Source organism: Luteibacter aegosomaticola (genome assembly GCF_023078475.1).
Classification (GTDB): Bacteria; Pseudomonadota; Gammaproteobacteria; order Xanthomonadales; family Rhodanobacteraceae; genus Luteibacter; species Luteibacter aegosomaticola.
In genome coordinates this window covers 3,309,506-3,321,911 of record NZ_CP095741.1, presented here as the reverse complement: position 1 = coordinate 3,321,911, position 12,406 = coordinate 3,309,506, and the positions used below count along the sequence as shown (strand labels likewise).

The following is a 12,406-nucleotide window of genomic DNA, read 5'->3' as shown; positions in this document are numbered from 1 at the left end:
TGCTCGCATGACTCCCCTGATTTTCGTCACCGGCGGTGTGGTGTCTTCCCTTGGGAAAGGCATCGCAGCGGCGTCGCTTGCCTCCATCCTCGAGGCGCGTGGTCTTTCCGTGACCATGATGAAGCTCGATCCCTATATCAACGTGGATCCGGGCACCATGAGCCCCTTCCAGCATGGCGAGGTGTACGTCACCGATGACGGCGCCGAAACCGATCTGGACCTGGGCCATTATGAGCGCTTCGTGCGCACCCGCCTCACCGGCAAGAACTCGATCACCTCGGGCAAGATCTACGAGTCGGTGATTCGTAAGGAACGCCGTGGCGATTACCTCGGTGCCACCGTGCAGGTCATCCCGCACATCACCGACGAGATCAAGCACTCGATCCACGAGGCCACCCGTGGCTTCGACGTGGCGCTGGTCGAGATCGGCGGCACCGTCGGCGATATCGAATCGCTGCCCTTCCTCGAGGCCATCCGCCAGCTGCGCATCGAGCACGGCCCGGAGAAGTGCATGTTCGTGCACCTCACCCTGGTGCCGTACATCAAGGCCGCCGGCGAGATCAAAACCAAGCCGACCCAGCATTCGGTAAAGGAACTGCGCTCCATCGGTATCCAGCCCGACGTGCTGCTGTGCCGTTGCGAAGAGCCGCTGCCCGATGGCGAGCGCCACAAGATCGCGCTGTTCACCAACGTGCCGAAGAACGCCGTCATCAGCACCATCGATGTCGATGTCATCTACAAGCTGCCGATGTGGCTGCACGAGCAGGGCCTGGACGAACTCGTCATCAAGCGCCTTGGCCTTGATGCCGGCCCGGCCGACCTTTCCAGTTGGGTGCGCACGGTGGAAGCCGTCGAGCATCCGCGCGATGAAGTCACGGTCGCCATCGTCGGCAAGTACGTGGAACACAAGGATGCCTACAAGTCGCTGGGTGAAGCCCTGCGCCATGGCGGTATCAAGCAGTCCACCCGCATCACCCTGGACTGGATCGATTCGGAAGATGTCGAAGCCCGCGGCGCCCGCGCCGTGCTTGGCCACGCTGACGCCATCCTGGTGCCGGGCGGCTTCGGCAAGCGCGGCTTCGAGGGCAAGATCCTCGCGGCCCAGTTCGCCCGCGAAGCCGGTGTTCCTTACTTCGGTATCTGCTACGGCATGCACGCCGCGGTGGTGGAGTTCGCGCGCAACACCGCCGGCCTCAAGCAGGCGGATTCGAGCGAGAACGACCGCAACACGCCGGACCCGGTCATCGCCCTGATCACCGAGTGGACCACGGCCTCGGGTGAAACCGAGCAGCGCACCGAGCGTTCCGACCTCGGCGGCACCATGCGCCTGGGCGCACAGGAATGCCGCCTCAAGGCCGGCACCCTGGCTCGCGAGCTGTATGGCGAGGATGTGGTGCGCGAGCGTCACCGCCATCGCTACGAGTTCAACAACCGCTACCGCCAGACGTTCGAAGACCTCGGCCTCGTCATCTCGGGCAAGTCCATGGACGACCTGCTGGTGGAAGTGGTGGAACTGCCGCAGAGCGTGCACCCGTGGTACCTCGGCTGCCAGGCGCACCCGGAGTTCACCTCCACGCCGCGCGAAGGCCACCCCCTGTTCATCGGCTTCGTCCGTGCCGCGCGCGAGTACAAAGCCGTGCGCGATGGCGAAAAGCTGGCGACGCGCTCCGAAGAATCGGCCGCGTAACGCTATGATGGGCATCGCCCGGCGCCGTTGTGCGCCGGGCACGTCTTCAAGGGGCCCAGGGGCCTCCCAAGGTACCGGCGCCGCGATGAGGCCGGGTACCGTGCTCCGTCATTCCAACTCGTAACGGGAAGCGCATGACCACGTCCATCACCAAGATCCACGCCCGCGAAATCCTCGATTCCCGCGGTAACCCCACTCTCGAAGCCGAAGTCACCCTGGCTGACGGCTCGTTCGGCCGCGCGGCCGTCCCCAGCGGTGCCTCCACCGGCACCCGCGAAGCCGTGGAACTGCGCGACGGCGACAAGTCGCGTTATGGCGGCAAGGGCGTCAAGAACGCCGTGGCCAACGTCAACACCACCATCGCCAAGGCGCTGGCCGGTTTCGACGCGGTCGACCAGAAAGGCCTCGATGACAAGCTCATCGCCCTCGACGGCACCGACAACAAGGGCAAGCTCGGCGCCAACGCGCTGCTGGGCGTTTCCATGGCCGCCGCGCACGCCGCCGCCGCTTCGAAGAAGCAGGCGCTGTGGCAGTACCTGATGGTCAACGGTGGCGGCTCGCTGCCGGTGCCGATGATGAACATCATCAACGGTGGTGCCCACGCCGATAACAACGTCGACGTGCAGGAGTTCATGGTGCTGCCGGTCGGCGCGCCGAACTTCGCCGAGGCCCTGCGCTATGGCGCCGAGATCTTCCACGCGCTGAAGTCGGTGCTGAAGGGTCGCGGCCTGAACACCTCGGTGGGCGATGAAGGCGGCTTCGCGCCGAACCTGAAGTCGAACGTCGAAGCGCTCGATACGATCCTCGAGGCCGTGAACAAGGCGGGCTTCAAGGTCGGTAGCGAAATCCTGCTCGGCCTCGACGTGGCCAGCTCGGAGTTCTTCAAGAACGGCAAGTACGATCTGGAGGGCGAAGGCAAGGTCTTCACCCCGGAGCAGTGGGTCGACACGCTGGCCTCGTGGGCGAAGCAGTACCCGATCGTCACCATCGAAGACGGCATGGCCGAAGGCGACTGGGACGGCTGGGCACACCTCACCAAGGTGGTCGACGGCGCCATCCAGCTCGTCGGCGACGATCTCTTCGTCACCAACCCGAAGATCTTCCAGGAAGGCATCGACAAGAAGATCGCCAACGCCATCCTGATCAAGGTCAACCAGATCGGTACGCTGTCGGAAACGCTGGAAGCCATCGCCATGGCCGACCGCGCGAAGTACGCCGCCATCGTCTCGCACCGTTCGGGCGAAACCGAGGACACCACGATCTCGGATATCGCCGTGGCTACCACCGCGACCCAGATCAAGACCGGTTCGCTGTGCCGCACCGATCGCGTGGCCAAGTACAACCAGCTGCTGCGCATCGAGGAAGCGCTGGGCGCGCAGGCGAAGTATGCCGGCCGCAACGCGTTCCCGAACCTGACCAAGCTCCCGGGCTAACCAGGTCCCGTGAGCAACGCGGCACTCCTGCGCTGGGTCGGCCTGATCCTCGTCGTCATCCTCATCGCGCTGCAGCTGAAGCTGTGGGTCGGCGGTGGGGGGATGGCCGAGGTGGAGTCCCTGCGTGCATCGGTCAAGAACCAGACCGATGAGAACGCCACGTTGCAGAAGCGGAATGCTGCGCTCGCGGCCGATGTGGAAGACCTCAAGCACGGTGAACAGGCCACCGAAGCGCGTGCGCGCCAGGAACTGGGCCTGATCAAGCCGGGTGAGACGTTCTACCAGGTGGTGGAGCCGGGGGCCGCGACCAGCGCGCCGCCGCCTCCGCCGCCCGTCACCGCCGGCGACCAGTAATGGACGCGCTCTGGTGCGTGATACCGGCCGCCGGCAAGGGCGTCCGGGCCGGCGGCGACCGGCCGAAGCAATACCAGCACGTGGCCGGCCGGCCACTGCTGGACCACACCCTGGAGCGGCTGGCCGCCCATCCGCTGATCGCCGGCCTGATGGTGGTGATTGCGGCGGATGACACCCATTTCGCCGCTGTCGACCATGTCCTCGGCAAACCACTGCTGACCGCGGTGGGTGGCAGTGAACGTAGTTATTCCGTGCTGGCGGGCGTCGATGCGCTGCCGGCCTCGGTAGCGTCCGATGCCTTTGTCCTCGTGCACGACGCGGCGCGCCCGTGCGTACGCGCTGACGACATCACGCGCCTGATCACTCTCGCCGGGACCGGCGAGGGCGGCCTGCTGGGTGCGCCCCTGCGTGACACGCTGAAGCGCGCGGACGACTCGGGCCACAGCCTGGCGACCGAGCCCCGCGATGGCCGATGGCGGGCCTTTACGCCACAAATGTTCCGCCGCGCCGGCCTGGCGCGTGCACTCCGCCTTGCCGCCGACGCCGGTATCGTCGTCAGCGATGAGGCCATGGCCATCGAGCGGGCAGGCGGCAAGCCGCTGCTCGTCGAGGGCTCGGAAGACAATATCAAGGTGACCACGCCGGCGGATTTCGCCCTGGCGGAGTTCCTGCTCGGGAGGACAAGATGATTCGCATCGGACAGGGATTCGACGTGCACGCCTTCGGCGAAGGCGATCACGTGATGCTCGGCGGCGTGCGCGTGGCGCACAAGCAGGGCGTGCTGGCGCATTCCGATGGCGATGTCGTGTTGCATGCGCTGTGCGATGCGCTGCTTGGCGCGCTGGCGTTGGGCGACATTGGCAAGCATTTTCCGCCTTCGGACGAGAAGTGGCGTGGCGCCGATAGCCGTACCTTCGTGCGTGCGGTGCGTGAACTCGTACTGTCGCGTGGCTACGTGTTGGGCAACGCTGACGTCACCGTGATCTGCGAGGCACCCAAGGTGCTTCCGCACGCGGATGCCATGCGCGTGAACATCGCGGCGGATCTCGGCGTCGATATCGACCGCATCAGCATCAAGGCGACTACGACGGAAACGCTCGGTTTCACCGGTCGCCGCGAAGGTATCGCGGCCCTGGCCAGTGTGCTGGTGCAGCCGGCGTGACCGAGCTGGAGGCCCGCACGCCGGCGCCGCGCCTGCAGGATCGCATCGAGACGGTCAATGACCTGCTGCGTCGCCGCGAGGCCATCGAGGCGCTGGATGCGATCACGCCGGCTGGCGATGCCGCGACGCTCGAGCGGATCGATATCCAACTCCAGGCGACGCTCGATGGCCTGCACCCGGCGGACCTGGCCGATGTGCTGGAATCGCTGCCGCTGGAGGATCGCCTCGCCGTATGGCAGCGCGTGCGCAGCGACCGGGATGGTGAAATCCTCCTTGAGGTCTCCGATTCGGTCCGCGAATCGCTGATCGCCGATATGGACGACCGCGAGATCCTCGCGGCCGTCGAGCCGCTGGATGCGGACGAGCTCGCCGACCTTGTCGACGACCTGCCCACCGAGGTGCTGCCGGAACTGATGGCGAGCCTCGACGCGCAGGAGCGCGAGCGCGTGCAAGCCGCCATGTCCTACGAGGACGACCAGGTTGGCGCGTTGATGGATTTCGACATGGTCACCATTCGCGAGGACATCAGCCTCGAGGTGGTCATGCGTTACCTGCGCCGGTTCGACGAACTGCCGGCGCAGACCGATAAGCTCTTCGTGGTGAATGCCGACCACGTGCTGACAGGCGTGTTGCCCCTGCACTGGTTGCTGGTGAATTCGCCCGACAAGATGGTCCACGAGATCATGGCGCCGGACGTGAATACGTTCCGCCCCGAAGATGATGCCTACGATGTGGCGCAGGCCTTCGAGCGCTACGACCTCGTGACCGCGCCGGTGGTCGATGCGCAGATGCGCCTGATTGGGCGCATCGCTGTTGACGCGATGATCGATTTCATTCGCGAGGAAGGCGAGGCGGAAGCGCTCTCGCGCGGCGGTCTCCGTGAAGAGGAAGACATCTTTGCCTCGGTCTGGAAATCGGTGCGCAACCGCTGGGCATGGCTGGCGACCAACCTTGTCACGGCGTTTATCGCCTCCCGCGTGATCGGCCTGTTCGAGCATTCGATCGAGAAGCTGGTGGCGCTCGCCGCACTGATGCCCATCGTGGCGGGCATCGGTGGCAACTCCGGCAACCAGACCATCACCATGATCGTCCGCGCCATGGCACTGGAGCAGATCAGCACGGGTCACGCCAGCCGTTTGTGGCGGAAGGAGCTTGGCGTCGCGCTGATCAATGGCCTGCTCTGGGGTGGCGTGATCGGCATCGTCGCCTGGCTGCTGTATCACAGCGCTTCGCTTGGCCTGGTCATGACGGCGGCGATGACGCTTAATCTGCTGCTTGCCGCTTTCATGGGTGTCGGCATCCCCATGTTGATGGTCAAACTGGGCCGGGATCCGGCGCTGGGCTCCAGCGTTTTGATTACCGCCATGACCGATAGCGGTGGCTTCTTTATTTTCCTTGGGCTTGCCACCCTGTTCCTGATGTAAAGGCGTGACCCCGATGAGCGAGAACGAACTTCCCTTCGCGTTTGGCGCGCCGCCGCTGCGTGCCCGCCTGCGCAGCCAGCCTGAGGATTTCTTCGTGGAAGAAATCCTCGGCTACGAGCCGGACGGTGCGGGCGAGCATGCCTTCGTGCTGGTCGAGAAGCGCGGTGAGAACACCGACTGGGTCGCGCGCGAGGTGGCAAAGTTCGCCGGCATCCCGCCCATGAACGTGGGCTATGCCGGCATGAAGGATCGCCACGCGGTGACGCGCCAGGTCTTTACCGTGCAGTTGCCGGGCAAGGCGGATCCGGACTGGAGCGCGTTCCCGCATGCCGGCGTGACGCTGACGGCGCTTGGGCGGCACTCGCGCAAGATCAAGCGTGGCGGGTTGCGCGGGAATCGTTTCGTGCTCGTGCTGCGTGAGATCGAGGGTGATCGTGCCGAGGCCGAGGCGCGCCTTAGCGCAATCGCTGCGCGAGGCGTGCCGAATTATTTTGGTGAGCAGCGCTTTGGCCTGGGCGGCAATAACGTCGAGCAGGCGCGTGCGATGTTCAAGGGCCGTCGCGTCGATCGTGACAAGCGCTCGATCCTGCTGTCGTCGGCACGCTCGCACATTTTCAATGGCGCCCTGGCCGAGCGCGTGGCAGCCGGTACGTGGGATGCGGGCATGGATGGCGAGATCTGGGGCCTGGATGGTTCGCGTTCGTGGTTCGGGCCGGAAGTGTTCAACGACGCGCTTGCCGAGCGTCTCGCCCGCTTCGATATCCATCCGACCGGGCCTTTGTGGGGCAGGGGAGATACGCCGGCCTCCGGGGATGTCGCGGCGCTTGAGAATGCCGTTGCCGCCCGCGACGCCGATCTTGCGGAAGGCCTTGTTGGCGCGCGGATGGATCAGGAGCGCCGTGCGCTGCGTCTCAAGCCCGCCGATTTCGCGTGGCGCTGGCTGGAAGATGGCGCACTCGAAGTAAGCTTCGCGCTGCCCGCCGGCGCCTATGCCACCACGGTGATCCGCGAGCTCGCCCTGACCAGCTGACCGTGGCTATGTAGGAGCGTCAGGCTTTAAGCAGGACGATCACTGCGCCCGTGCCGCCTTGAGCGGGCTTGGCCGAGGCGAAGGCGACCACATCGTCACGCCGCCGTAGCAATTTGTCGGTGAGGCCCTTCAGGACCGGCCCGGCGGCTTTGGAGCGCAGGCCCTTGCCGTGGATGATCCTGGCGCAGCGCACACCGTCATGACGGCACTCGGCCAGGAATTCAGCGATGGTGAGCTGCGCAGCCGCCGCGTTCATCTGATGCAGGTCAACCTCGGCCTGGATGCTGAACTGGCCGCGCTTGAGCTGTTTCAGCACTTTCGGTGGATAGCCGTCACGCAGGTACGATAATTCTTCACCGACTTCGAGATCCGCGGGGTCGTAGTCGAACAGCATGGAATCCGCAGGAACCGCCGCTTCATCCGCATCGCGCATGAATGGCACCGGGGCCGGGCGGGGCCGCTCCGGTACGGCTTCCCTGGCAATCATGGGCCGGACGTCGCCGATCGCCTCGCGGAACAGGCGGCTGTCGTCGTCATGCACCGAGGGACTTCGTCGTTTCATGAACTCCATCCTAGCCGGTTCCGGTGAATCCCGCGCCCCGCTCCGGTAGACTTGGGTGGTCGCGCGGCCCGGGTTGAATATGGGGCCGCCAGCCCCGTTTTTCGATCTGGATCAGCATGCAAGTTCTGGTTAGCAACGACGACGGCGTGGAAGCTCCGGGCATCCGGGTGCTTGCCGAGCGTCTTGCCGGGTTCGGCACGGTGACCGTGGTCGCCCCTGACCGTGACCGCTCCGGCGCAAGTAATTCGCTCACCCTCGATGCGCCTATCCGCGTACATCGTCTCGACGAGCGGCGCTATCGTGTCGCGGGCACACCCACGGATTGCGTCCACCTCGCGCTCTCGGGCCTGCTCGATCACGAGATCGATATCGTTGTCTCGGGTATCAACAACTGCGCCAACCTCGGCGATGACGTCATCTATTCAGGGACGGTCTCCGCGGCGATGGAAGGGCGCTTCCTCGGCTTGCCCGCCATCGCGGTATCGCTGGTGACGAAAGAAGGCTCGGGCCATCATTTCGAATCCGCTGCCCACGCCGTGCTCATGCTCATGCGCCGCCTGGTCGTCGATCCACTCCCGGCCGACACCATCTTGAACGTGAACGTCCCTGACCTTCCGTGGGAGGAGATCCAGGGCTTCGAGGTCACCCGCCTGGGCAAGCGGCACCGGTCCGCACCGGCTATCCGCACCGAGGATCCGCGCGGCCGCGACATGTGGTGGATCGGTCCGCCGGGCAAGGTGGACGACGAAGGCCCGGGTACCGATTTCAACGCGGTCAGTCGCGGCTACGTTTCGGTGTCACCTATCCATACCGATCTCACGCGCTTCCAGGCGCTGGAGAAGGTGAGCAGCTGGATGCTCTCGCTTTCGTCGGCCATGGACAGCGAGGAGGCCGCCTGACGTGGTGAACCTGCACGCCCTGCCAGCGTCGGCATTGCGTGGCGAAGGCATGACCTCGCAGCGCGCCCGCGACCGCCTGGCTGCCAAGCTGGCGGAAGAGGGTATTCGCGATGAGCGTGTGCTGGAGGTCATTCGCCAGTTGCCCCGCCATCATTTCATCGACCAGGCGCTGCACTCGCGTGCCTACGAGAACAACGCGCTCCCGATCGGCCACGGGCAAACCATTTCCCAGCCCTGGATCGTGGCGCGCATGACCGAAGCGCTGATTGAACATGGCATCCCCGAGCGGGTGCTCGAAATCGGCACGGGGTCGGGCTACCAGGCCGCCGTACTCGCGGGGATCGTGCCCACCGTCTACACGGTGGAGCGCATCGAGGAGCTCCTGCGCCAGGCCCGTCGCCGGTTCCGCCAGCTGGGTATCGAGAACCTGCGTTCGCGCCATGACGACGGCAAGCTGGGCTGGCCGTCCGATGCCCCGTTCGATGGCATCATCCTCACGGCCGCTGGCGACCGCATCCCCACGCAATTGCTCGATCAACTGAAACCCGGCGGCGTCCTGGTCGCGCCGGTGGGCAGCCCCAGCCAGCAGGTGCTTATCCGGTTGCGCAAGGACGAAAACGGCGAAGTTATCCGCGAAGAACTTGGCGCGGTGAGTTTCGTACCGCTACTTGGCGGCATCGGATGATGCGCCTTCCACATAAGGGAGTCCGCTGAATGCGGTTGTTTGGATCGCTTTACGAACGTGCCATCGTCTGGGCACGCCACCGCCATGCCGTGCGTTACCTCGCCGGCCTATCGTTCGCCGAAGCGTTCATTTTCCCCATCATGCCCGAGGTGATGCTGGCGCCCATGATGCTGGCGGAGCCTAAAAAGGCGTTCCGCTATGCCAACTGGAGCCTGCTGTTCTCGCTGCTTGGCTCGTTGGTCGGCTATGCCTTGGGGCACTTCGCGTTCGAGGCGCTGAAACCGGTGCTCGAATCGATGCACCTGCTGGCGCACATCCAGGAAGGCGTAGCCAACCTCCAGAAGGATATGCAGTCGCACGCGCTCGGTCTGTACATCGTGCTGGCCATGGCGGCGCTACAGCCGGTGGTCCCGATGAAATTCGTGACCTGGGCCGCCGGCATCGTCGGCGTTCCCCTCCTGCCGTTCCTCCTGTGCATGCTGATCGGCCGCGGCAAGCGGGTGTGGCTGCTGGCGCTGCTGGTCCGTATCTTCGGTGAACGGGCGGAGCAGATGCTGCGCAAACACATTGAGTGGATCGGCTGGGCTGTTATCGTAGCCATCATCCTCCTGGCTGCCTGGTGGTTCCTCCTGCGATGAGCGACCGAGAAAGGACATCTGCGATGCGCTTGCTTCGTCCGCTGGGCCTGACCGCAGTGGGCGGCGCCGTACTCCTTGTCGCCGGCTGCGGCGATCTCGACCCTACCCGCCATTCGGTGGTGGTGACGCGGCCTTCCGGTTATAGCGCGAGCGCGCCGCGTGCGTCGGCGCCTACGCCGCCCCCGCCGGGCGGCGTTTACCGGGTGAACAAGGGCGATACCCTTTACAGCATCGCGTTCCGCAACAAGGTCGATTTCCGCGACCTTGCCAAGTGGAACAATGTTGATTCCTCCTACACGATCTGGCCGGGGCAGGAGCTTCGGCTGTCACCGCCAGACCAGGGCAAGCCTGCTCCGGCAGCCTCGCCCTCGCATGCGGCACCCGTGGTTGCCGCGGTGCCCCCGCCGCCGCAGGGCCATGCGGCCGCGCCGGCAGCACAGCCGCCCCAGCCTGGCTTCCAGAGCGTGAGCGATGCCGATGTGGCGCCGGCGCCGGCGACCACCACCAATACCCCCGTCGTAGTGGCCGGCAAGCCCGCCGACTCTGTCGTGCCGCCGCCCGCGCCGCCTACGGCCACGCCAGCCGCCGCGCCTGCGCCGGTCGAGAACCCGCCGGCTTCGACGCCGATCATTGCCAGCGGCGCCACGCGTAACGCCGGTGGCATCACCTGGCGTTGGCCGGCCGATGGCAGCCTCATCAAGCGCTTCGCCTCAGGCGATGCGATCCCCGGCATCGAGATCGCTGGCAAGTCGGGCGACCCGATCCGCGCCGCCGCCGATGGCGTGGTGGTCTACAGCGGCAACGGCCTCGTCGGCTACGGCGAGCTGGTGATCATCAAGCACAGCGATAGCTTCCTCTCCGCTTACGGCCACAACCGCAAGCGTCTGGTGAAGGAAGGCGAAAAGGTGAAGGCGGGGCAGACAGTGGCCGAGATGGGTTCGTCGGGTGCCACCCGTGACGAGCTGCAGTTCCAGATCCGCCGCGACGGCAACCCGGTCGACCCGCTGCAGTTCCTGCCACCGAAATAACGCCGTTCGCGATAACGCCTCAGGGCCTGCTGGCGAAGCAACGTAGGAGCCCACCCTGTGGGCGACGCCGTTCGCGGAAAAGCTGCAGGGCCTGCTGCGTCGCTGCGAAAGATGTCGCCCACAGGGTGGGCTCCTACGGCGGTGAGGCGAAAGATGTCGCCCACAGGGTGGGCTCCTACGGGGTTGCGCGTGCCTTGCGGGCTTCGAATGCCTGAAGGTGCGCCCAGGCCGTTTCCAGCATCGGTGCCTTGATTCCCTGGGCATGGCCCCGTCGCAACATATCGCCGACGATATGGTCCGCCTCGATTTTCTGCCCTGATTCCAGGTCGCGCAGCATCGAGGCCGTCAGGGGAGACCCTTCCTGCGTCAGCACTTTCCAGGCCTGCGAGCGCGCCTGGTCGGGCACGGGCTGGCCGGAGGCGCGGGCAATTGCCAGGCATTCGTCGTAGAGCTGTTCTACAAGACGGCGCCCGTCATCGGTGCCGACGATGTCGCCGATGCTCGCGCGGAACAGACAGGTGCTGCCCGCCAGCGCGGTGAGGAAGGTGAACTTCGCCCAGAGGTCGCGGCTGATATCCGTGGAATGGACGTGGTCGACCTTCGCCTCGGCGAAAGCGGCCGCCAGGGCGTCGCAGCGGCCGTCATGGGCCGCGCCATCCCGTTCGCCGAAGGTCACGGAAGCGCCGTTACCGTAGTGGATGACCTCACCGTCGGGGCCTTTACCGGCGCTGATGACGCACATGCCGCCGATGACCTTATCCGGCCCGAACCGCGCGTCGAGCGTGGCGTAATGGGCCAGTCCGTTGAGGATCGGCAGCACGGCGGTGTGCTCACCCACGGCCGGGTCGATCGCCTCGATCGCGGAGTGCAGGTCGTAGGCCTTGCACGAAAGAAGGACCAGATCGAAGGCGCCGGCGTCGGCGACGGTTTCCGCCGTGACGTGCTTCACCTTCAACGTGGCATCGCCGAACGGGCTACGGATGACCAGTCCCTTCTCGTCGAGCACGGCCGCGCGGGCAGGGCGGACGAGAAAGGTGACATCGAGGCCGGCCTGGGCAAGGCGCCCGCCGAAGTAACCGCCGGTCCCGCCGGCGCCGAGGACCAGGATACGCATGGGCGTTTTAGCCTTGCTTGGGCAGGATGAAAGCGGCCAGCACCCGGCGGCCTTCGCCGGACAGCAGGCTGTAGGTACGCGCGGCGGACCCGCTGGTCATGGCTTCCACGCCGATGCCGCGGCGGAGGAAGCCCGCCATGACCTCTGCCGGTGGGAAGACCTGGCGCTCGCCCGTGCCGATGATGACGATCTCGGGCTTGAGGGCGCCGATGGTTTCCACATCGGCCAGACTCATCTGGCTGGCGTCGGTGACAGCCCAGTCCTCCACCACCTGTTCAGGCGTGAGAAGCAGGCTGGCGTGGAAATCGCGATCCACCACCGTGACGGTGTCCGCGCTGACCCGGCGTACGAAAAGGTATTCGCCGGGACGATCGAGCGTGAGATCCATGG

Annotated in this window: 14 protein-coding genes; 11 read left to right on the top strand and 3 right to left on the bottom strand. The window is 65.7% G+C overall.

All coding sequences use genetic code 11. From position 1 onward, the window contains the following. Window positions 1-7 precede the first annotated feature (7 nt). The 7 genes from pyrG to truD all read left to right on the top strand — a co-directional run bounded on the left by pyrG (window position 8) and on the right by truD (window position 7,090). Window positions 8-1,687: a CTP synthase gene (gene pyrG / locus L2Y96_RS14755; RefSeq protein WP_247327716.1), complete on the top strand. Its 1,680-nt coding sequence runs from the start codon at window positions 8-10 to the stop codon at window positions 1,685-1,687. A gap of 134 nt (window positions 1,688-1,821) precedes the next feature. Further along, a complete protein-coding gene (eno, locus tag L2Y96_RS14750) occupies window positions 1,822-3,120 on the top strand; it encodes a phosphopyruvate hydratase (protein ID WP_247327713.1) in 1,299 nt (432 codons plus the stop codon). A 9-nt stretch (window positions 3,121-3,129) separates the two neighbouring features. Next, window positions 3,130-3,474: a cell division protein FtsB gene (gene ftsB, locus L2Y96_RS14745; protein ID WP_247327706.1), complete on the top strand. Its 345-nt coding sequence runs from the start codon at window positions 3,130-3,132 to the stop codon at window positions 3,472-3,474. Next, window positions 3,474-4,163: a 2-C-methyl-D-erythritol 4-phosphate cytidylyltransferase gene (gene ispD / locus L2Y96_RS14740; RefSeq protein ID WP_247327705.1), complete on the top strand. Its 690-nt coding sequence runs from the start codon at window positions 3,474-3,476 to the stop codon at window positions 4,161-4,163. Before ftsB ends, ispD begins: the two co-directional genes overlap by 1 nt. Continuing rightward, window positions 4,160-4,636 (top strand): 2-C-methyl-D-erythritol 2,4-cyclodiphosphate synthase, encoded by a 477-nt coding sequence (ispF, locus tag L2Y96_RS14735; protein ID WP_247327704.1) that lies wholly within the window; start codon window positions 4,160-4,162, stop codon window positions 4,634-4,636. Before ispD ends, ispF begins: the two co-directional genes overlap by 4 nt. Next, window positions 4,633-6,060 carry a magnesium transporter gene (mgtE, locus tag L2Y96_RS14730; RefSeq protein ID WP_247327703.1) on the top strand — a complete coding sequence of 476 codons (1,428 nt, stop codon included), beginning with the start codon at window positions 4,633-4,635 and terminating at the stop codon, window positions 6,058-6,060. Before ispF ends, mgtE begins: the two co-directional genes overlap by 4 nt. A gap of 13 nt (window positions 6,061-6,073) precedes the next feature. After that, window positions 6,074-7,090, top strand: a complete 1,017-nt coding sequence (gene truD, locus L2Y96_RS14725) for a tRNA pseudouridine(13) synthase TruD (RefSeq protein ID WP_247327699.1) — start codon at window positions 6,074-6,076, stop codon at window positions 7,088-7,090. Window positions 7,091-7,109: 19 nt separating this feature from the next. On the opposite strand, the gene L2Y96_RS14720 is transcribed toward truD, so the two are convergent. Continuing rightward, window positions 7,110-7,652, bottom strand: coding sequence for a Smr/MutS family protein (locus L2Y96_RS14720; protein ID WP_247337045.1), 543 nt, complete (start codon window positions 7,650-7,652; stop codon window positions 7,110-7,112). A 116-nt stretch (window positions 7,653-7,768) separates the two neighbouring features. Here L2Y96_RS14720 and surE point away from each other — a divergent pair, with 116 nt between their 5' ends. From surE to L2Y96_RS14700, 4 genes are read left to right on the top strand one after another with little or no spacing between them, the layout of a single operon-like run. Next, window positions 7,769-8,551 (top strand): 5'/3'-nucleotidase SurE, encoded by a 783-nt coding sequence (gene surE / locus L2Y96_RS14715; protein ID WP_247327698.1) that lies wholly within the window; start codon window positions 7,769-7,771, stop codon window positions 8,549-8,551. 49 nt (window positions 8,552-8,600) lie between these two features. Further along, the gene (locus L2Y96_RS14710) at window positions 8,601-9,236 is read left to right on the top strand and encodes a protein-L-isoaspartate(D-aspartate) O-methyltransferase (RefSeq protein ID WP_425492625.1); all 636 of its coding nucleotides are present in this window, start codon (window positions 8,601-8,603) and stop codon (window positions 9,234-9,236) included. A gap of 29 nt (window positions 9,237-9,265) precedes the next feature. Next, window positions 9,266-9,874, top strand: a complete 609-nt coding sequence (locus L2Y96_RS14705; protein WP_247327697.1) for a YqaA family protein — start codon at window positions 9,266-9,268, stop codon at window positions 9,872-9,874. A 23-nt stretch (window positions 9,875-9,897) separates the two neighbouring features. Then, window positions 9,898-10,902 (top strand): peptidoglycan DD-metalloendopeptidase family protein, encoded by a 1,005-nt coding sequence (locus L2Y96_RS14700; RefSeq protein ID WP_247327696.1) that lies wholly within the window; start codon window positions 9,898-9,900, stop codon window positions 10,900-10,902. Between the two features lie 175 nt (window positions 10,903-11,077). On the opposite strand, the gene panE is transcribed toward L2Y96_RS14700, so the two are convergent. Both panE and L2Y96_RS14690 read right to left on the bottom strand, forming a co-directional pair. Further along, a complete protein-coding gene (gene panE, locus L2Y96_RS14695) occupies window positions 11,078-12,016 on the bottom strand; it encodes a 2-dehydropantoate 2-reductase (RefSeq protein WP_247327694.1) in 939 nt (312 codons plus the stop codon). Between the two features lie 7 nt (window positions 12,017-12,023). Next, the gene (locus L2Y96_RS14690; protein WP_247327691.1) at window positions 12,024-12,404 is read right to left on the bottom strand and encodes an Mth938-like domain-containing protein; all 381 of its coding nucleotides are present in this window, start codon (window positions 12,402-12,404) and stop codon (window positions 12,024-12,026) included. Window positions 12,405-12,406 lie beyond the last annotated feature (2 nt).